The sequence below is a fragment of the Brevundimonas sp. G8 genome, from assembly GCF_902506205.1.
In the GTDB taxonomy this organism is placed as follows: Bacteria; Pseudomonadota; Alphaproteobacteria; order Caulobacterales; family Caulobacteraceae; genus Brevundimonas.
Genome location: NZ_LR732816.1, coordinates 1,744,955 through 1,762,947, shown reverse-complemented (window position 1 = coordinate 1,762,947; position 17,993 = coordinate 1,744,955). Strand labels below are relative to the sequence as shown.

Below are 17,993 nucleotides of genomic sequence, written 5' to 3'. Positions count from 1 at the left end.
GGGATCGCTCCCGCCGCCCTTCATCTTTTGTTCGCTACCGCAAAGCGAGCGGCGCTTCGCTGCTTGAGCGAGGCGCCTGACGCTTTTCGGACAAGCGCTTAGTCCTTGGTGCCGGCGTTCTTCAGCGCGGCGCCCAGGATGTCGCCCAGCGAAGCGCCCGAATCGGACGATCCGAACTGTTCGATCGCCTCGGCCTCGTCCTTCATTTCCAGCGCCTTGATCGACACCGAGACGCGACGCGAGGCCTTGTCCACGGCGGTGATCATGGCGTCGATGCGATCGCCGACGGCGAAGCGCTCGGGACGTTGCTCGTTGCGGTCGCGCGACAGGTCCGACTTGCGGACGAAGGCCGTCACCGGCGCGTCGTCTTCACCGAACTTGACCTCGATGCCGCCCGACTCGATCGACGAGACGGTGACGGTGATCTGCTGGCCACGGCGATAGGTGTCGCCCTCGCCGATCGGATCGCCGCCGAGTTGCTTGATGCCCAGCGAGACGCGTTCCTTCTCGACGTCGACGTCCAGGACCTTGGCCTTGACCATCTCGCCCTTGCGGTAGCGCTGGATGGCTTCTTCACCCGACACCGACCAGTCGAGGTCGGACAGGTGCACCATGCCGTCGATGTCGTTGTCCAGGCCGATGAACAGGCCGAACTCGGTGGCGTTCTTGACTTCGCCCTCGACGGTCGAGCCGATCGGGTTGTTGGCGACGAAGGCGTCCCACGGATTGTCCTGAGCCTGCTTCAGGCCCAGCGAGATGCGGCGCTTGGAGGCGTCGACATCCAGAACCACGACGTCGACTTCCTGCGAGGTCGAGACGATCTTGCCGGGGTGGACGTTCTTCTTGGTCCAGGACATTTCCGAGACGTGCACCAGGCCCTCGACACCGGCTTCCAGCTCCACGAAGGCGCCGTAGTCGGTGATGTTGGTGATGCGGCCCGTATACTTGGCGCCGACCGGATACTTGGCTTCCACGCCGTCCCAGGGGTCCGACTGCAGTTGCTTCATACCCAGCGAGATGCGTTGAGTGTCCGGGTTGATCTTGACGATCTGGACCTTGACGGTGTCGCCGACGGCGAGAACCTGCGACGGGTGCGAGACGCGCTTCCACGACATGTCGGTGACGTGCAGCAGGCCGTCGATGCCGCCCAGGTCGACGAACGCACCATAGTCGGTGATGTTCTTGACGACGCCTTCGCGGACTTCACCCTCGGCCAGCTGACCGACCAGCTCCGTGCGCTGTTCGGCGCGGGCTTCTTCCAGGATAGCGCGACGCGACACGACGATGTTGCCGCGCGGACGGTCCATCTTCAGGATGGCGAAGGGCTGTTCCTTGCCCATCAGCGGACCAACGTCGCGGACCGGACGGATGTCGACTTGCGAACCGGGCAGGAAGGCCGAGGCGCCGCCCAGATCGACGGTGAAGCCGCCCTTGACGCGACCGACGATGGCGCCGTTGACCGGCTGACCTTCGGCGAACACGACTTCCAGACGGGTCCAGGCTTCTTCGCGACGCGCCTTGTCGCGGCTGATGACGGCTTCGCCCAGGGCGTTCTCGACGCGCTCCAGGTAAACCTCGACGTTGTCGCCGACCTTGGGCAGGGCGCCGTCGTCGCCTTGGCCGAACTCGCGCATGGCGATGCGGCCTTCGGTCTTCAGACCGACGTCGATGATGACGATATCTTTTTCGATGCCGACGACGCGACCGTGAACGACCTGGCCTTCGCCGAAGTCGCGACCCTGAAGCTGTTCGTCGAGCAGCGCCGAGAAGTCGTCGCGTGTGGGATTGAGAGTATCAGACATGAAGCTCTGGTGTTTCCGATAGGGCTGTGGCGCGCGACCGGACGGCCCCGCGCGAGGTGGACGCCCCTCACACAGCAAGGCGCTGCGCCGAGGCGAGAGGAAAAGATAGGCAGGTCGTCAGGATGCGAGGCCGTTCAGAACGATCAAAACGCCCGCGGAAGCCGAGGATGGGAGCGTTGGATTTGCGAGAGCAGTCTCAGAGACCGTGTTTCGCGCGCGCCGCCTCGACGATACGGCGGGCCGCATCGAAGGCCGCCTCTATACCCATGTCGGTCGTATCCAGCAAGACCGCGTCGTCGGCCTGGACCATGGGCGCGGAGCCGCGACCCGCGTCACGCTCGTCGCGACGCTGAATATCGGCCAGCATGTCCTCGAAGGCGATGTCCGATCCGCGCGCCGTCAGCTGCTTCCAGCGGCGGGTCGCACGGACCTGCGGCGTCGCGGTGACGAACAGTTTGGCTTGGGCGTGCGGGGCGATCACCGTGCCGATGTCGCGCCCATCCAGCACAGCCCCGCCCGCCTGGGCCGCGAACGCCTGCTGCAATTCCAGCAAGGCAGCACGCACGCCGGGATGCCCCGCCACGCGGCTGGCCGCCTCGCCCGCCTCGCCCGTCGTCAGGCGGGCATCGTCCGACAGACCGGCCGCGTCCAACCCGCGCGCCGCCTCGGCCGCCGCCGCCTCGTCATCCAGCGAACCGCCGTCCTCGAGCACCTTCACCCCCACCGCGCGGTACAGCAGCCCCGTATCCAGATGCGGCAGTCCATAGGTCTGGGCCAAGCGCGCGGCGATGGTCCCCTTGCCAGAGGCGGCCGGTCCATCGACGGCGATGATCAGTTTCGCATTCAAAGCGGCATCCCTTCACGGCGCGCCAAGCCGGTTATGGCGTTCATGGCTTCGGCTTCAACGCGGAGGCAGCCCAGAAACACGCAAGAGCGAGCAACAGAAGCACCGCACTTAATCCAAGCATGGTTCGGATGCGACGCCAAAACAGGTGGAGGGCGACGCTCTCCGAAAGGTGGAGGGACGCGTGGCCATTCATGCGACCGTCGGCAAGATCCAACATCCCTTCGCCGTAAAAGCCGAGCCCGAACAACAGAAAGCTCAGACAAAGAACCAGCAGCATGGCGCCCAGCGCCCGCAGGGCGACATGCGAGGCCATCAGCGACGCAATTCGAACAGGTTGCGCAAGGCGATGCTCGACAGCAGAACCGCCATGCCTGCACTGACGACCACCGCCGTCGCGTAGAAAACGATCAGCGTCCAGAAAATGACTGGACGTTCGATCAGATATACGTCCGGCCCCTTGCGATTGTTCAGAACTCCGGACGCGAGGCCGTCCAGAATCTCGAGCGCGCCGATGAGGCAGAACCCGCCGATCAGCAGTGCAATCGCGAGGGTCGCGACCGAACCAACCCAGGCGTTCCGCCCGCGCCGGCTCACGTCCAGTCGTTCCAGCGCGCCAGAACCACGACCGCGAACGCCGCCAGGCCCAGCCACACCAGACAGGCGATACCGTTCAGCGTCACTGTCGAATAAAAGAAGAAATCGCCTCTCAGATGGACGGCGCCGTGCTTGCCCCTGACGCTGCCGGTCATCATCCCCTGCCAGACGGTCCAGGCCGTCCAGCTAGCCCCACCCAGACAGGTCAGAAGCCCCAGGGCCGCGACGCCGCGATAGAGGACGTCGCGCGCCGGCTTCACGCGATATGCCCGCCCAGCCCGTTCATCATCTCGACGAAGCCGGGGAAGCTAGTGGCGATCATGCCGGGCTCGTCGACCGAGACCGGCTGTTCGGCGGCAAGGCCCAAGACCAGGTGGCTCATGGCGATACGATGGTCGTGGGCGGTGTGGACGGTCGCGCCGCCGCGAACCACCCCACCCGTGACGATGAAGCCCTCCGGCTCCTCCTCGACCTGGACGCCGCAGGCGCGCAGGCCCTCGACCATCAGCGAAATCCGGTCGCTTTCCTTGACCCGCATCTCACCCACGCCGCGCATGACCGTGACGCCGTCCGCAAAGGCCGCCGTCGCCGCCAAGATCGGATATTCGTCGATCATCGAAGCCGCGCGCGCCTCGGGCACCACCACGCCCTTCAGGGCCGAATGGCGGGCGGTGATGTCGCCGACATCCTCGCCGCCGGCTTCGCGCCGGTTGGTGATGGTCAGGTCCGCGCCCATCTCGATCCAGGTGTCGAACAGCCCGGTGCGCAGCGCATTCAGCATCACGCCCTCCACAGTGACCTCCGACCCCGGCACGATCAGCCCCGCCGCCAGGGGGAAAGCGGCTGACGACGGATCGCCCGGCACGGCGACGAAGGTTCCGGTCAGCAGCTGGCCACCCTTCAGCGTGACCGTCCAGCCCTCGCCCATTTCTTCCACACCGACCTCGACGCCGAAGGCGCGCAGCATCCGCTCGGTGTGATCGCGGCTCTTTTCGGGCTCGACCACAGAGGTCACGCCCTCGGCGTTCAGGCCGGCCAGCAGGATGGCCGACTTCACCTGGGCCGAGGCGACCGTCTGCACATAGTCGATGGCCTTCAACGTCCCGCCGGTCAGGGCCACCGGCAACCGATCCTCGGCCGCCTGCCAGTCGAACACCGCGCCCATCTCGGCCAGCGGCCCGGTCACACGCTTCATCGGCCGCTTCCTCAGCGAGCCGTCGCCGTCGAAGGTCGCCGTCAGCGCATAGCCGGCCGCCGCTCCCATCAGCAGGCGAACCCCGGTCCCGGCGTTGCCGCAGTCGATCACCGACGAAGGCGTCTTGAAGCCGCCTGCGCCCTCAATCCGCCATTTGCCGTCGCCTGTCCGCTCGACCTTGGCGCCGAACGCCTCGACGGCGCGGCCGGTGGCCAGAACGTCGTCGCCTTCCAGCAGACCCTCGACCTCGGTCACGCCCGACGCCATTCCGCCCAGGATCATCGACCGGTGCGACATGGATTTATCGCCGGGCGCGCGGACCTTTCCGGTCAGGGCGGACGAACGGCTTGCGGTCAGTTGGGCGGTCAGTTGGGAAGGCATATTCACCCGCTTCAGGCTGTATTGTCGAAACGGCCGCGCGGGCGGCGCGAAAGATGGCTTTTGACAGCGGGTCAAAGGGGTGGCAAGGGACCGCCCCGAATTCAACCCGTTGAAAGTGTCCTCACGTGGCCAATCCCGAACTGGGCGCCAAGCAGGTCTGCCCCAACTGCCAAGCGAAGTTTTACGACCTGAACCGTCGTCCCGCCCACTGCCCCAAATGCGGCACGGACTTCGATCCGGAAGAAGCGCTGAAGCTGCGCAGCCGCCGCGCTCGCCCCGGCTATCCGGCTGACGACGAAGCCGAAGACCAGGTCAAGGACAAGAAGGTCGACGGCGACGAGGACGAGGAAGAAGACGTCAAGACGCCCGAGATCGACGAGGAAGGCCATGAGCCGATCCTGACGCCGGACGACGAAGACGAGGACGCGCCTGCCGATGCTTCGGAAGAAGCCGGTATGAATGCGACCGACGGCGACGACGACCTGCTGGCCGACGACGACGATGACGACTCCGTCCCCTTCATTGAGGACGAAGACGACGACTCGATCGACGGCGAGATCGCCAAGCCCTCGCGCGACGACGACTGATTGGTTGGGCCTATCGCGCGTCGCGCTACTTGAGGCCGGTTTTCCCGCCTCTGTTGCGCTTCTCGCTGTCGGGCTCAGATTCTTGTTGCACCCGCCGCATTTCCCGTTAGGGAAACGCGGCGGGACAGCAGCCTTTTCCAGCCGCTTCGGTTTGAAAAATCTGCGTATTTTCACCCCTGGGAACGCGGTGAAAATAAATCTCGAAACGGGCTTGATCGTAGAAAAGCCCTGACATAGTTTCCGCCGCCTCGCCGGGGGCCATCGCAAGATGAACCGGGCGATCCAGACCGACAGGTCCGGGGCTTTAGCTCAGTTGGTAGAGCGCTTGCATGGCATGCAAGAGGTCAGCGGTTCGACTCCGCTAAGCTCCACCATCGTCACCTCCGAGCACCGCAAGGTGTTCGGAGGGACGGCCACCTTTCCTCACATCCGCGATGCACCGCAGACGCCGTTCGGCGCGCGATCAATGCACTCTCGCGCATCGTCCGATGGCGGACGCGGCAGGCGGCTCGATCCGAGCCTCCCGCCGCGATATCGCTGATCAGTTCTCGACTTCGGTCGATCCCTGCCGGAACTCTTCGGCCGGCACGAAGGCCGAGCCTTCCTCGTCCAGGACCCACACGCCGATCAGGGCGGGGTGGTCCGGGGTGACATCCTCGTCCAGCAGGTCGCCTTCATAGATGCCGACATTGCTGTAGTCGAAATCCAGCAGCAGCTGAGCGGCCATGTCGATCATCTCGTCGGCCATGCGGCGCGCATAGCCGACGGCCTCGCTGGCGTCGGAAAAGTCGTCCGTCAGCGTATTGACCTCTGCGGCCTCGCTGCCCTGGACGGCGCTGGTGGTGACGATGGTGAATGCGGACATGATGATCTTTCTTAAGTCTAAGTCGCTCACCTAGCCTGTTTGGCGGCGCGACAGGCCTAAATTCTTAGAGGTCGAAGAGGTCGGAAAAAGCGAACGGGAAAGCCACCATCAATCCGCGCCGCCCCGATCGTTGCGCTTCGTCGCGCGATAGACCTTCTGAAGCCCGCCCAGCCGGCGCCGTTCGGCGGCCTTGGCGACCCGCTCCGCCTTGTCGCCCGCTTCCGACAGTTCCTGCGTCAGCTTCTGGAAATGCGCCCATCGCGAGGCCTCCAACGTCCCGTCCGCCAAGGCCGCCTGCACGGCGCATCCCGGCTCGTTCGTATGGCTGCAGTTGGTGAAGCGGCACGCCTGCATCAGGCGCTCGATGTCGTCGAACACCGCGCCCACGCCCTCTTCGGCGTCGATCAGGCCCACTTCGCGAATTCCCGGCGTGTCGATGATCAGCCCCCCGCCCGGCAGGGGGATCAGTTGACGGTGGCTGGTGGTGTGACGCCCCTGGTCGTCGGACGCGCGGATCGCCTGGGTCGCCATCCGATCCTCGTTCAGGAAGGCGTTGACCAGGGTGGACTTGCCCACGCCGGACGAGCCGATCAGCACGCAGGTCTCGCCCGGCTTCATCTGCAGGCGCAGCGCATCCAGGCCGACGCCTTCGCGGGCCGAGACCATCAGGACCGGGCAACCCGTCTCCAACGCGGCGACCTGAGCGGCTTCAGCTTGCGGATCGGTGCTGAGATCCGATTTCGTCAGAACGAGCACAGGCCGCGCTCCGCTCTCCCACGCGGCGGCCAGAAACCGCTGGATCCGGCGCGGGTTCAGATCCGCATTCATCGAGGTGACGACGAAGGCCACGTCGATATTGGCGGCCAGTATCTGCATCCGCCGCACGCTGTCCGCCGCCCGGCGCACGAAGGCTGTGCGCCGGGGCAGGACGGCATGGATTGTGGCGGTGCGGTCCTGAAGGTTCAGCGACAGCGCGACCCAGTCGCCGACGGCCGGATGGCCGACCTCCTTGGCCTCGTGACGCAGGCGACCGGACGCCTTGGCCTGAAGCTCGCCCTCGTCCGTGGCGACCAGATAGCCGTTGCGATGCTGGAGAATGACGCGGCCTGGAACATGACCGGCCTGTGCCTGAGGCGCAAACGCCGTCGCCCAGGCGTCGGACCATCCATACTGTTCGATCAAGTCAACGGCATCCCTGTCGCCTGCAATCCTCAGCTGGTGCGCTGAGCCGGTCTTGCGGCGCGATAATGCACCCAATGCCCGTCCCTGCCGCCTGTAAAACTTAAACGGCAGGCCGTCCAACCGCGACGGGAACGGAATCCTCTTCTGCGACGCTCCCCTCTTGATGTCATTTTCAACGAGGAGAGACGGCGATGAGTGAGATCAAGGAAGGCATGGAAGTCATCGGGGCCGACGGCGTGCATGTGGGCGTCGTGGACCGCGTCGAGAGCGACCGGATCAAGCTGACCCGCCGCGAGAACTCCGGAGCCCACGCCGACCACCACCACTATATCGAGAACGGCTTCGTCGCCGGCGTCGAGGGCGACAAGGTGCGCCTGTCGGCCAACGCCGACGTGGCCGTCACGCTCGAAGAAGAAGAGTCCGGCCGACCCATCGATCTCTGATCGAAACGGCGGCGACGCCTCAGAACAGCGTCGCCGCCAGATTGACCGTCAACGCCAGGATGACGGCGTTGAAGAACCAGGCCACCAGGCTGTGCAGGGTGGCCAGGCCGCGTAGCTTGCGGCTGGAAATCTGGATGTCGGCCGTCTGGTTCGCCACGCCGATGATCAGGCCGAAATGCAGGAAATCCCAGTAGTCTGGGTCGTCCTCGCCGGGGAAGATCAGTCCGCCCTGATCGCCCTTGCCGTGCTCGCGCGGGGCGTAGAAGCCATGGGCGTAGTGCAGGGCGAAGATGATGTGCACATACAGCCACGACAGGCCCACCGTGCAGACCGAGAACACCGCCTGCCCCACCGTCGGCTTGCCCCCGCTCGCCACCATGGCCAGGACCAGCACCACGACGCTGGCGACCGCCGCCGCCATGCTGAGCGGCAAGACCAGTGCGCCCGCCTGATCCAGTTCGGCCGCGCGACGTCGGATCGCGTCCTGAGAGCGCGCCCGGAAGATGTGATAGAAGGTGACGATCAAAAAGGCCGCGACGCCCGCGTCCCAGCCCGCCGCCAGCCTGAGCGGCCAGCCGAGGCCAGCCGGTGTCAGCGCGGCCACCGTCGCCAGCACAAGCAGCCCTAGCCACAGGGAGAAATGCAGACGGAACAGGCGCGCGACGGATCCCATGGCTTCGAGATCGCCCATTCCACGACCCAGGTCCAGCGAACGCGCATCCAACGCGCCAGAAACAATTCCGAGTAAGGCGCCCACCGACCGGCGGCGTCATACAAGTGTCGCTTATCGTTTCGGGGGAAACGCAAATGCTGCTGTCGATCGTGATCGGCGAAGCTCTGTATCTGGCGCACCGCTGTCGGCGGGCGCTGATCGCCTCGCCTGCGCTGCTGGTCGGCGCCTGGGCGGTGATGGCGGCCATACCCCACAGCCCGGCCCACACGCCCAACTGACAAGCTTCCGGCGGCGCTCCCTTCAACGGCCGGACCAAATCGCGTGCGTCACGCGTTACCGTCCCTGAGCCACGCATAGAGGACGCCCTGACCGACATCGACGCCGCCTCCCCTGCCGATACCGGCCTGCCGTCGCGCATCCGCGTCATCGACCTGGAAACCGCCGGCCCCGGGCCTCAGGACGTGTGCGAGATCGGCTGGCAGGATGTGGTGAGGACCGCGTCCGGCGTCTGGCGGCTGGATGAGGTACGCGGCGCCCGCTTCGTCGATCCGGGCCGTCCCATCTCGCCGGACACCATGGCCATCCATCATATCCAGGACGCCTGGGTCCAGGGCGCGGGTTATTGGAGGTCCGTCGCCCCATCCATCCTTCGCCCTGACGACGGCGTGATCGCCTTGGCCGCCCACCGCGCGGCCTTTGAGCAGCGGTATTGCACCCCGACCCTTTCAGGCGGCGCGGACTGGATCTGTACATGGAAATGCGCCCTACGACTCTGGCCCGACCTGCCCCGGTTCTCCAACCAGATGCTGCGCTACCTGCGCCGGCCCGAGGGCCTGGTGCACGAGCTGGGTCTACCGGCGCACCGCGCCCTGCCCGACGCCTATGTCACCGCCCACCACCTGCGCGACATGCTGAACCTAACCACCGTAGAGCAGTTGCTGGCGTGGAGCCGCGAGCCCGGGCTTCTGCCCCGCGTGCCCGCCGGCCCGGCACGCGGCAAGGCGTGGAGCGCGCTCGAAAACGACACGCTTCAAGCCTTCAGATCAGGCCGAGACATCGACATCGCCTTCACCGCCGCGACCGAACTGCGCCGACGCGGTCTTGTCGAAGCCGAAGTCGCGAAAACACCGGGCCAAGGTTTGTTGCTGTAACCCGCGGTCAAACGCGACACCTTGATCAGGTTGACACTCATCTCCGCCAGGGCGTTGATGACCCATGACGACCCGCCGTGTTCACACCGTTCTCGCCGCCGCTATCGCAAGCCTCGCGACCGCAGGATGCGCGGCGGCGCAGGCGCCTGCCGATCTGAGCACCGACCAGGCCTATGTCATCGTGGATTTCCAGACGCCCTTGTCAGGCCAAGACGTATCCAACGCCCTGAAGCTTTATCTCGAGCGTCAGCACGTCCAGGTCACGACTTCCGGGTCAGAGACGCCCGTGGTTCCGCGCATCCCACGGCGGTTCGCTCTGATCGACCCCGCTTCGCCGGGAGGGTTCGGCCTCCAAGGGCCGTCGACACAGACACCCAGCGGGCGGGTCAGCTCCGTTCGGATCGCCACATGCGACGGCGCAAGCTGGCGCGCAGACGTCCGCCAGAGGGTCGCAAGCCGTCTGGAGCAGCGCTACACCCTGTGCCTGTTTCCTTACCGCGATGGGCGCAAGCAAGGCCATCAGCTCGATATCTATGCGACCACAGTCCTGCGAGGCGGGCACGCCGGCCCATCAAGGCGCACCGCCGCCGATACACCCGAACGTTTCATGAGGGGCGCAGTCGAGGCGGTCGAACGGCTGACCCGCTCGCCTGCCGTCTGGGTCGAGAACCGACCGAGCGCACGCAGTCGCACTTTCCCGCTGGATGACGACGCGCTGGCTGGCGAAACCCACTAGCCCGTCGCCGCACGCAAAAGCGCCCCCGACCGTGAGGTCGAGGGCGCGATGTCTGGGCTGGCTTGAGATCAGAACTTGACGCTGAACCGCCCGTAGATGCGGTTGTCGCGATATTCGTCCTTGTGCAGTCCGGTGTATCCGAACTCGACCGCCGCCCGATCCGTAGCCTGGATATTGAACGCCAGTCCGGTCGAGATCACGTCGTCGCCGGGATTGGCGCCTTCGATCAGGAACCGGGGACCGTCCACGAAGGCGGCGTCGAAGATCGGACCGTCGCCGTTCAGGTCATGGGTGTAGGCCAGATGCGTGACCGCCGACAGGCGCGGACGACCTTCGCCCCCGGCCAGGATGGTGCGGGTCCGCAGACCGGCCGTCAGCAGGTCTGACTTCTGCTTGACGTTGCCGAACAGGGCGGCGTCTCCCCCCGTTTCAGCGACATCCGCATCATACTCCACATGGCTGTAGGCGCCGTACGGCTCGACGACGGTGCCGCCCACAGCCCTGCTCCAGGACAGTTCGCCGTAGGCCTGCCAGACGTTGCCATCATAGTTGCCGACCAGGCTGTTGTTGAACTGGTTCAACTGAGCGGTGCGGTCCGTTCTGACGTTGGCGTCGGCCCAGGAGCCGCCCACGCGAACATCGAAGGCGCCAAGGTTGACGCCGCCATAGACGCCGATCTGTTCGCTTTGGACCCGTCCCGTCGATCGCAGGCGCGGCGAACGCATTTCGGATCGGTTCTCACCCAACGCGACGCCGAGGTGCATGTTGTCCGACAACGCCTTTTCCGCGCCGACCAGATAACCCGACGATTCATTGCGGAAGCTCGCAATGCCGTCGTGCGCGCTGCCTCGACCGTTGCCATAGACCGCGCTGCCCCAGACCGAGACGCCGCGACCGTAGGCCTGTTCACCGGCGCCCCTGCCACGTTCGGCCATGGCCTCGCGGATGGACCGGGCGTCCGAGGTCGCCAAACCGCCCAGAGACGCGTGGATTTCTCCGGTCAGACCGCCCAAGGCCGCTCTGACGTTGGCGGCGCTGGCGTCCAGCAAGGCGTTTTCCAGCGTCAGATTGCGGTTCGCGCCGGTCGTCGTGTTGTTGATCATCACGTCCAGCGCTCCGCCCAGCGACTGCTGGTTCGGATTGCCGGCCAAGGACGCGACGGTCACGTCGTTGCGCCGCACCGTCAGCACCACGCCATTGGCCGAATAGGTAAGCACGGGCGCAAGGAAGGCGAGATCGCTCTGTGCGCCGCTGAAGGTTCCTGTGACCGGACCGGTCGACTGGATGATGTTCATCTGCGAACGCAGGTTCCACTCGCCATTGTCGGCCTTCAGGATGACTTGGCCGCCCTCGATCCGCGTCGCGCCGCCGACCGCCAACCGCGAATAGGCCGCGCCGTTGACGCTGGAACGAACCCACAGGAACGACCCCGGCTTGAAGTTGACGTCGCCGGCGATCGTCAGCGTTCCAAACGGGTTGGCCGCATCGCCCGGAGCAACCACGCCGCCGCTTTCGGCCGTCAGGTTCAGCAGCCGTCCTGTGCCGCCGATCATGCCGACCTGGCCTACCGTTGCGTTGGAGCGCAGCAGGCTGCCGTTCACGGTCAGAAGCCCGCCTTCCACACGGGTGACGCCGCTGTAGTCGTTGGCGCCGGCCAGGATCAGCTCGCCGCCGCCCTTCTTGACCAGGCCGCCGATGTCGTTGCCGAAGTTGGCGCGCACCTCGGCGGAATAGCGATCGCGCGCATCGCCGATATTGTTGCTCCACACATCGACCGTGCCGACCGAAACCGTCACGTCGCGCGTATCGCGAAGGGCGGTGGGGCCGTTCAGCGCAACATTCATCTGAGGCGCGCCCCAGCCGGACCGGAGATCGACGCCGGGGGTGTCCAGGTCCAGCGAACTGGAGACCAGAATGTCGGAGATCAGGGCGGTGTTATATTCCGGGAAGTTCTCCATCAGCAGCGCGGCGAAGCCCGAGATATTGGGCGCCGCCATCGACGTGCCGGTGTAGGCTTCGTAGCCCGCGCCCGTGTAGGTCACGTACTGGGCGAGCACGCGCTGAAGTTCGGTGTTGGCATATTCCAGCACCGCGCTTGAGAAGGCGGGCGTCAGGATGGCGATATTGCCCGTCGAGGTCAGCAGTCCGGCCAGCACACTGGTCATGCCGTCGGGGGTGTTCAGTCGGCTGCCGGAGACGAGCGTGATGGCCACGGCCTGACGAGCCACTTCGCGGCGGGCCGCGTCCTCGTCGAACCCAGCGCCGCCAGCCTGCTTGGCGCCGAGGTAGTTGTTCAGCACGGTCAGGAACTGGTTGACTGCGGCATTCTGCAAGGCGGTGACCGTCGTCGCCGAATACAGACCAGGATAGCTGGCGCGCGGATACAGGGCCTGAAGGCCGCGATTGTCCATCACATAGGTCGGCACGGACGAGATCACATTATGTCCCGGGCCCGCGACGCACCATGTCGCGGTCTGTCCGCAGAAGCTGGTCGAGGGGCTGGGCGTGGTCGTGCTGGCGTAGTTGGCGACCGAGAGCCAGTTCGAGCGCAGACGGGCGTCCGACAGCGGCGCGGCGGCGTCGATGCCGGCGTGCACGCCGCTGCCGTTGCCGGCCGAGAAGACGACCAGGACGTCCTTGTCCAGAACCGGCTTGTAGAAGTCGCCGTAATCGCGATTGAACGCCGCCAGAACCGTCGGCAGCGACGCGTTGAACGGCAGGCTGTTGTTGCTGCCCCAGCTGTTGTTGATGATGCGCACCTGGCCGGTGTTGGCCAGGTCGACGATGTTCTGGGTCGAGGTGATCACCGTCTTGCCGTCGATGATCTGATCCTTGAACCACAGGAAATCACCGGCCGCGAAATTGATGCTGGCGGCATAGAGTTTGGCGCCGAAGGCGTTGCCGAACATCGCCTGTCCGGCGACGCGATCGCCCGCGATCGTGCCCGCGACGTGGGTGCCGTGACCTTCCCAGGGACGGCGGGGGTTGATCATGCCGTCATTGCCGTATCCGGCGATGGCCGCCGTCCGCAGGCCCGTCACCTTGCCCGCCGACTGGAACAGCGGGTGCGCCATATAGACGCCGGCGTCATTGACCCCGATCGTCTGGCCACGGCCCGTCAGACCGCGCGCATAGGCGTGCTCAAGCCCCAGGAACCCCTTCGAATAATCCACGGCGAACTGCGCGTCCGCCCGCCAGGACGCCACGGCTGTCTGATAGTTGGTCGTGCGCGTCCCATTGGCCATGTAGAAGCCGCCGGTCGGGGCCGTCAGCGCCGACTGAGCGAAAGCCGCCGTCGACGCCAGCATCGCCACGCCAGCCGTCGCGGCCAGAAGGCCGTGTTTCAAACTGATAGCCAAAAAGTCCCCCTTCGGCTTTTCGCCGACATTATGTTTGCGACCAAACGCGCAACCCCGACGCACATCCCGGCCGGGAATACGATCAGCGTCAACCCTAATTTCGCCACACGTCATTTTGACGCAGGGCGTTGTGTGGATAAAATCAATCGGGCTGAAAGCTTTGCCTTATTCGTCCGTTAGCCGCGGACGGACAGGCGGGGGGCAGAGGGAACTGCGCCGAAAAACGCGTGGGAGCTCCGCGAAATCGAACCGCTGACGGCCTGTGCGCCATGCAAGCGCTTCAGAACTGAACTGCCGCCAACATCTGTCGGCCTGGTTCGCCGAAGGCCCAGACCTCGGCATGTAAACCAACGCTTACAATGTCATGGGGAAGAATGGTGGACGCGACAGGGATTGAACCTGTGACCCCCTCGATGTCAACGAGGTGCTCTCCCGCTGAGCTACGCATCCGCCGTAGGGCTCCGAAAAAGCTGTTCGGAGCGGGAAGAGCGGTCGTATAGCGGCGAGGCCGGGCTTCATCAAGCCGATTTCACGGCCAGAAAGAGATTTCTCGAAAACCGCCGTCAGATCAGCCGCTCAGGCGGCGACCATGCGCTCGACCTCGTTGACTAGGTCGCGCAGGTGGACGGGCTTGGACAGGACCTTGGCATCGGGCGTGGCCTGGGCGGCGGTCAGGGCCACGGCGGCGAAACCGGTGATGAACATGATGCGCAGGCCCGGCTGGCGGGCGGCGGCGACGCGCGCCACCTCGATCCCGTCCGCGCCCGGCATGACGATGTCGGTCAGCAGCAGGTCGTAGGGGCCATGTTCCAGGGCGTCGATGGCGTCGTCGCCGTTCTCGCAATCGATGACCTGATGGCCCGCCCGCTCCAGCGCGCGCGTCAGAAACCCGCGTAACGAACCGTCGTCTTCGGCCAGGAGAATACGCGCCATTCGAAAAACACCTCTGAAACAGGCGACCAGACTAGAGGCGCAACGGTAAACCGCCGATGAAATTCACCGATCAGCCGACTTCCTTCCACAGCGAAACCCGCTATGCGGAGGCATGACCGACGGCGGCGACAGCTTTTCGATCACCGCGCCGGCCTCTGGCGTCAAGGCGACCGCGCTGGTGTTCGCCTCGCCCCATTCGGGCGACCGCTATCCTGCCGACATGGGCGCCGTGCCCGACCTGTCGCTCTCCAGCCTGAAAAGCGCCGAGGACGCCCTGGTCGGGCGGCTGATCGCGGAGGGGCCGCGTCAGGGCGCGACCCTGATCGAGGGGCGGATCGGCCGGGCCTATGTCGATCTGAACCGCGACCCCGGCGAGCTGGATCCCGCGCTGATCGACGGCCTGGACGGACCGGTGGGGGCCAAGACCGCGGCCGGCTACGGCGTCGTGCCGCGCTTGGCCGGCGACGGGACGCCCCTCTATGCGCGTCGGTTGAGCCTGGCCGACGCGCAGGACCGCATCGACAGGGTTCATCGCCCCTATCATCAGGCCCTGACCGACCTGATGGAGACGACGCGCGAGACGCACGGGCGGGCGGTGCTGATCGACTGGCATTCCATGCCGTCGCGGGCGGTGGGGGCCGAGGTGGTGCTGGGCGACCGTTACGGCTCGGCGTGCAGCGCACGGCTCAGCCGGCGACTGCGCGACCTGTTCGAGGGTCTGGGCTGGCGTGTGGCGCAGAACCATCCCTACGCGGGGGGCTGGTCCACCCAGCGCTGGGGTCGGCCGGACGAAGGCTATGAGGCGATCCAGATCGAGCTGAGCCGGCGGCTGTATCTGGACGAGGCGACGCTTGCGCCCGGCGCGACCTACGCCACGACACAGAGGGCCCTTGCCCGCGTGATCGCCGCCCTGTGTGCGGAACCCTGGATCAAGGCCTGACTGATCGCTGATCAGATCAAAAAAAAGCCGCACCCGAAGGTGCGGCATTAAAGTCTATAGGGAGGAAACGCCCAGGAAGGGCAAGACGCCCGGAGGCGTCAGAGGCCAACTTAGGTTGCGATGCACAATGGGTCAAGGCCGATATGCGCCTTCGCGGTCACGCCGTGTTACGCAAATACGGCCATGTAACCGGTAACATGGCGGGTATTAGACCAAAGTCTGACGCCAAGCGCATCTCGCATCTGCGAGATAGCGGCGCTCAGTGCTCCAGCAGCCGCCGCGCATTGCGAATGGCCCGCGCGGCCGGCGAGGCTTCCTGGCGATAGATAAGCAGGCCGAACGACGAGGCCACCCCTAGCGCCAGCCACCAGGGACCGAACAGCCAGGCCGCCGCCGCCAAGGCGAAATAATAGCCCCGCACCCCCTGGCTGAACGAACTCAGCGCGGGGTTCAGCAATTGCCCCGCCGCCTCGCTGAACGCCTTGCGGTCGGTGTTGGAATGCAGTTCGGGCGCCGAGCCGATCAGGGCCAGGGTGTAGTTCATCTGGCGCAGCGCCCAGATGAAGTCGAGAAAGCCCCGAGCCAGGCAGACCAGCACCAGGGCCAGCTTGGCCTCCAGGATCTTGAGCGGCACATTCTCGGCCCCGACGGCGGCGAACCCCTGCAGCGCGCTCTCGCCGCCGAACAATATGCCCCCCACCGCCGCGATCAGCAGCAGGTTGGTCGAGGCGAAGAAGGAGGCCGAGTTGATCGAATGGCCCATCAACTGGCTGTCGATCAACTTCATCTCGCGGTGGGTCATGGACTGCATCCACACCGCGCGGACATGCTCCATGTCCTTGTTCAGCGAGCCGCCCTTTCGGCTGATGAAAGCCAGGATGGGGCTGTATCCCAGCCAGCAGATGAAAAAGAGCGCCAGGGCGGCCCAATCGGTCCAGGTCATGACCCAGATGTCCGCGATGACGCGGCCCGACGCAAGCCTGTCCGCCACATGTCGCGCTTGCCGTTGCGGGCTGGTAGGCTTATCACGCCTCGCCTTTTCGAATTTCGCAGTCGCAGCAAAGATCCACCATGAACCTTGACGCCATTCCGGTCGGCCCGAACGCTCCCTGGGACATCAACGTCATCATCGAGATCCCGCAAGGCGGGCTGCCGGTGAAATACGAGATGGACAAGGCCTCGGGCGCCCTGTTCGTCGACCGCTTCCTGCACACCGCCATGTACTATCCGGGCAACTACGGCTTCATCCCGCACACCCTGTCGGACGACGGCGACCCCTGCGACGTGATCGTGCTGAACCCGACGCCGGTCGTTCCGGGCTGCGTCATTCGCTCGCGCCCCATCGGCGTGCTGAAGATGACGGACGAGGCCGGCGGCGACGAGAAGATCCTGGCCGTGCCGGTCGACAAGCTGAACCCCTATTACACCGAGATCGCCAGCTATCGTCAGCTGCCGGCCATCCTGATCGAGCAGATCGAACACTTCTTCACCCGCTACAAGGACCTGGAAAAGGGCAAGTCGGTCACGGTCCAGGGCTGGGGCGACGCCGGCGAAGCCGCCGACCTGATCGCCGCAGGCATGAAGGCCCACCAGGACAAGCTGGCCAAGACCAAGGCCGCCAACGCCGCCTGATCGGGCGACATCGGCATAAGCATAAGAGGCGTCCTCCGGCCGGAGGACGCCTTTTTGCTGGGCGTCGCCTGTCAGCCCTCCCACTCGTTGCGCAGCAGGGCGTACTGGTAGGTGTTGACGTAGACCGGCTGGCCGTCGCTGTCGGTCTCGAAGGATATGAACTCGCGGAACAGGCCCTCGCGGCGCATCTTCAAGCGCTCGCAAAGGCGTTGAGACGACAGGTTGTCGTCCTCGGTATAGGCATAAAGGCGCCGCGCGTTCTTCCGTCGGAACAGGTGATCGACCAGAGCGAACGCAGCCTCCGACGCATAGCCGGCGCCGCCGAACGCCGGGTTGAAATTCCAGCCGATTGAATAGGTGTCGGGCTCCTCGAACATGCCGAAGACATCGCCGATCACCCGCCCTTCGGCCTTCAGCTCGACGGCGATATAATCGTCGGACTCGCCGCGTTTGCCCGCCTTGGCCTCGGCCGCATCCATGTCCTCCAGCCGCAGAGACGCAAAACAGCTCACCACGGGTTTGTGCAGATAGGCGAACAGGTCCGCCGCATCGGCGGCGTCGAAGTTCCTCAGGATCAAGCGATCGGTTTCCAACGGCGTCATGACGGTCTCGCTTCTTTTCGCATCGGCAGGCGCACATGCACGACCGACGGCGGGTCTATAGATCAGGTTCG

Annotated in this window: 20 protein-coding genes and 2 tRNA genes; 8 read left to right on the top strand and 14 right to left on the bottom strand. The window is 65.4% G+C overall.

Features of this window, described 5'->3' with window-relative positions; all coding sequences use genetic code 11:
- Positions 1-98 precede the first annotated feature (98 nt).
- The 6 genes from rpsA to aroA all read right to left on the bottom strand — a co-directional run bounded on the left by rpsA (position 99) and on the right by aroA (position 4,819).
- On the bottom strand, positions 99-1,802 hold the full coding sequence (gene rpsA, locus CHRYSEO8AT_RS08595) for a 30S ribosomal protein S1 (protein ID WP_159849104.1): 1,704 nt from the start codon (positions 1,800-1,802) through the stop codon (positions 99-101).
- A 196-nt stretch (positions 1,803-1,998) separates the two neighbouring features.
- Complete coding sequence (gene cmk, locus CHRYSEO8AT_RS08590) at positions 1,999-2,649, bottom strand: (d)CMP kinase (RefSeq protein WP_236547481.1); 651 nt, start codon at positions 2,647-2,649, stop codon at positions 1,999-2,001.
- 40 nt (positions 2,650-2,689) lie between these two features.
- Complete coding sequence (locus tag CHRYSEO8AT_RS08585; protein WP_159849101.1) at positions 2,690-2,962, bottom strand: hypothetical protein; 273 nt, start codon at positions 2,960-2,962, stop codon at positions 2,690-2,692.
- Entirely contained in the window at positions 2,962-3,243 is a 282-nt protein-coding gene (locus tag CHRYSEO8AT_RS08580; protein WP_159849098.1) for a hypothetical protein, read from the bottom strand. The genes CHRYSEO8AT_RS08585 and CHRYSEO8AT_RS08580 overlap by 1 nt, the downstream gene beginning before the upstream one ends.
- A complete protein-coding gene (locus CHRYSEO8AT_RS08575; RefSeq protein WP_159849095.1) occupies positions 3,240-3,503 on the bottom strand; it encodes a hypothetical protein in 264 nt (87 codons plus the stop codon). The genes CHRYSEO8AT_RS08580 and CHRYSEO8AT_RS08575 overlap by 4 nt, the downstream gene beginning before the upstream one ends.
- Positions 3,500-4,819 carry a 3-phosphoshikimate 1-carboxyvinyltransferase gene (aroA, locus tag CHRYSEO8AT_RS08570; protein WP_159849092.1) on the bottom strand — a complete coding sequence of 440 codons (1,320 nt, stop codon included), beginning with the start codon at positions 4,817-4,819 and terminating at the stop codon, positions 3,500-3,502. The genes CHRYSEO8AT_RS08575 and aroA overlap by 4 nt, the downstream gene beginning before the upstream one ends.
- Before the next feature lie 125 nt (positions 4,820-4,944).
- On the opposite strand from aroA, the gene CHRYSEO8AT_RS08565 reads away from it, so the two are divergent.
- Together CHRYSEO8AT_RS08565 and CHRYSEO8AT_RS08560 are read left to right on the top strand one after the other, a co-directional pair.
- Entirely contained in the window at positions 4,945-5,406 is a 462-nt protein-coding gene (locus CHRYSEO8AT_RS08565; protein WP_159849089.1) for a TIGR02300 family protein, read from the top strand.
- A 298-nt stretch (positions 5,407-5,704) separates the two neighbouring features.
- Positions 5,705-5,780: transfer RNA gene (locus CHRYSEO8AT_RS08560), tRNA-Ala, on the top strand.
- A 167-nt stretch (positions 5,781-5,947) separates the two neighbouring features.
- Here CHRYSEO8AT_RS08560 and CHRYSEO8AT_RS08555 read toward each other — a convergent pair.
- Together CHRYSEO8AT_RS08555 and rsgA are read right to left on the bottom strand one after the other, a co-directional pair.
- Positions 5,948-6,271, bottom strand: a complete 324-nt coding sequence (locus tag CHRYSEO8AT_RS08555) for a hypothetical protein (RefSeq protein ID WP_159849086.1) — start codon at positions 6,269-6,271, stop codon at positions 5,948-5,950.
- 108 nt (positions 6,272-6,379) lie between these two features.
- Positions 6,380-7,453 (bottom strand): ribosome small subunit-dependent GTPase A, encoded by a 1,074-nt coding sequence (rsgA, locus tag CHRYSEO8AT_RS08550; protein ID WP_159849082.1) that lies wholly within the window; start codon positions 7,451-7,453, stop codon positions 6,380-6,382.
- A 191-nt stretch (positions 7,454-7,644) separates the two neighbouring features.
- Here rsgA and CHRYSEO8AT_RS08545 point away from each other — a divergent pair, with 191 nt between their 5' ends.
- On the top strand, positions 7,645-7,896 hold the full coding sequence (locus CHRYSEO8AT_RS08545; RefSeq protein ID WP_201304386.1) for a DUF2171 domain-containing protein: 252 nt from the start codon (positions 7,645-7,647) through the stop codon (positions 7,894-7,896).
- A 19-nt stretch (positions 7,897-7,915) separates the two neighbouring features.
- Here CHRYSEO8AT_RS08545 and CHRYSEO8AT_RS08540 read toward each other — a convergent pair whose 3' ends face one another.
- A complete protein-coding gene (locus tag CHRYSEO8AT_RS08540) occupies positions 7,916-8,587 on the bottom strand; it encodes a DUF1345 domain-containing protein (RefSeq protein ID WP_236547480.1) in 672 nt (223 codons plus the stop codon).
- A gap of 116 nt (positions 8,588-8,703) precedes the next feature.
- Here CHRYSEO8AT_RS08540 and CHRYSEO8AT_RS08535 point away from each other — a divergent pair, with 116 nt between their 5' ends.
- The 3 genes from CHRYSEO8AT_RS08535 (at position 8,704) to CHRYSEO8AT_RS08525 (ending at position 10,456) form a co-directional block, all read left to right on the top strand.
- Positions 8,704-8,847: a hypothetical protein gene (locus CHRYSEO8AT_RS08535; RefSeq protein WP_159849079.1), complete on the top strand. Its 144-nt coding sequence runs from the start codon at positions 8,704-8,706 to the stop codon at positions 8,845-8,847.
- A 210-nt stretch (positions 8,848-9,057) separates the two neighbouring features.
- Positions 9,058-9,720 carry a DNA polymerase III subunit epsilon gene (locus CHRYSEO8AT_RS08530; protein WP_236547479.1) on the top strand — a complete coding sequence of 221 codons (663 nt, stop codon included), beginning with the start codon at positions 9,058-9,060 and terminating at the stop codon, positions 9,718-9,720.
- Between the two features lie 64 nt (positions 9,721-9,784).
- Positions 9,785-10,456 carry a hypothetical protein gene (locus CHRYSEO8AT_RS08525; protein WP_159849076.1) on the top strand — a complete coding sequence of 224 codons (672 nt, stop codon included), beginning with the start codon at positions 9,785-9,787 and terminating at the stop codon, positions 10,454-10,456.
- A 68-nt stretch (positions 10,457-10,524) separates the two neighbouring features.
- On the opposite strand, the gene CHRYSEO8AT_RS08520 is transcribed toward CHRYSEO8AT_RS08525, so the two are convergent.
- From CHRYSEO8AT_RS08520 to cpdR, 3 genes are all read right to left on the bottom strand, one after another.
- Positions 10,525-13,803, bottom strand: a complete 3,279-nt coding sequence (locus CHRYSEO8AT_RS08520) for a S8 family serine peptidase (protein WP_236547478.1) — start codon at positions 13,801-13,803, stop codon at positions 10,525-10,527.
- Between the two features lie 387 nt (positions 13,804-14,190).
- A tRNA-Val gene (locus CHRYSEO8AT_RS08515) sits at positions 14,191-14,265 on the bottom strand.
- 126 nt (positions 14,266-14,391) lie between these two features.
- Entirely contained in the window at positions 14,392-14,748 is a 357-nt protein-coding gene (gene cpdR / locus CHRYSEO8AT_RS08510; RefSeq protein ID WP_017506825.1) for a cell cycle two-component system response regulator CpdR, read from the bottom strand.
- Between the two features lie 112 nt (positions 14,749-14,860).
- On the opposite strand from cpdR, the gene CHRYSEO8AT_RS08505 reads away from it, so the two are divergent.
- Entirely contained in the window at positions 14,861-15,688 is an 828-nt protein-coding gene (locus tag CHRYSEO8AT_RS08505; RefSeq protein ID WP_159849070.1) for an N-formylglutamate amidohydrolase, read from the top strand.
- A 259-nt stretch (positions 15,689-15,947) separates the two neighbouring features.
- On the opposite strand, the gene CHRYSEO8AT_RS08500 is transcribed toward CHRYSEO8AT_RS08505, so the two are convergent.
- Positions 15,948-16,679: a DUF599 domain-containing protein gene (locus tag CHRYSEO8AT_RS08500; RefSeq protein ID WP_236547477.1), complete on the bottom strand. Its 732-nt coding sequence runs from the start codon at positions 16,677-16,679 to the stop codon at positions 15,948-15,950.
- A gap of 80 nt (positions 16,680-16,759) precedes the next feature.
- Between CHRYSEO8AT_RS08500 and ppa the strand changes: the two genes are divergently transcribed.
- Positions 16,760-17,320: an inorganic diphosphatase gene (gene ppa / locus CHRYSEO8AT_RS08495; RefSeq protein WP_135193748.1), complete on the top strand. Its 561-nt coding sequence runs from the start codon at positions 16,760-16,762 to the stop codon at positions 17,318-17,320.
- Positions 17,321-17,391: 71 nt separating this feature from the next.
- Here ppa and CHRYSEO8AT_RS08490 read toward each other — a convergent pair whose 3' ends face one another.
- Positions 17,392-17,922, bottom strand: coding sequence for a GNAT family N-acetyltransferase (locus CHRYSEO8AT_RS08490; RefSeq protein ID WP_159849067.1), 531 nt, complete (start codon positions 17,920-17,922; stop codon positions 17,392-17,394).
- Positions 17,923-17,993 lie beyond the last annotated feature (71 nt).

Excerpts from the sequence above, each read along its gene's own strand:
- cpdR (WP_017506825.1), bottom strand. The coding sequence starts at position 14,748 with ATGGCGCGTATTCTCCTGGCCGAAGACGACGGTTCGTTACGCGGGTTT.
- CHRYSEO8AT_RS08585 (WP_159849101.1), bottom strand. The coding sequence starts at position 2,962 with ATGGCCTCGCATGTCGCCCTGCGGGCGCTGGGCGCCATGCTGCTGGTT.
- rpsA (WP_159849104.1), bottom strand. The coding sequence starts at position 1,802 with ATGTCTGATACTCTCAATCCCACACGCGACGACTTCTCGGCGCTGCTC.
- CHRYSEO8AT_RS08540 (WP_236547480.1), bottom strand. The coding sequence starts at position 8,587 with ATGGGCGATCTCGAAGCCATGGGATCCGTCGCGCGCCTGTTCCGTCTG.
- ppa (WP_135193748.1), top strand. The coding sequence starts at position 16,760 with ATGAACCTTGACGCCATTCCGGTCGGCCCGAACGCTCCCTGGGACATC.
- CHRYSEO8AT_RS08525 (WP_159849076.1), top strand. The coding sequence starts at position 9,785 with ATGACGACCCGCCGTGTTCACACCGTTCTCGCCGCCGCTATCGCAAGC.
- CHRYSEO8AT_RS08490 (WP_159849067.1), bottom strand. The coding sequence starts at position 17,922 with ATGACGCCGTTGGAAACCGATCGCTTGATCCTGAGGAACTTCGACGCC.
- CHRYSEO8AT_RS08555 (WP_159849086.1), bottom strand. The coding sequence starts at position 6,271 with ATGTCCGCATTCACCATCGTCACCACCAGCGCCGTCCAGGGCAGCGAG.
- CHRYSEO8AT_RS08545 (WP_201304386.1), top strand. The coding sequence starts at position 7,645 with ATGAGTGAGATCAAGGAAGGCATGGAAGTCATCGGGGCCGACGGCGTG.
- CHRYSEO8AT_RS08535 (WP_159849079.1), top strand. The coding sequence starts at position 8,704 with ATGCTGCTGTCGATCGTGATCGGCGAAGCTCTGTATCTGGCGCACCGC.
- aroA (WP_159849092.1), bottom strand. The coding sequence starts at position 4,819 with ATGCCTTCCCAACTGACCGCCCAACTGACCGCAAGCCGTTCGTCCGCC.
- CHRYSEO8AT_RS08505 (WP_159849070.1), top strand. The coding sequence starts at position 14,861 with ATGACCGACGGCGGCGACAGCTTTTCGATCACCGCGCCGGCCTCTGGC.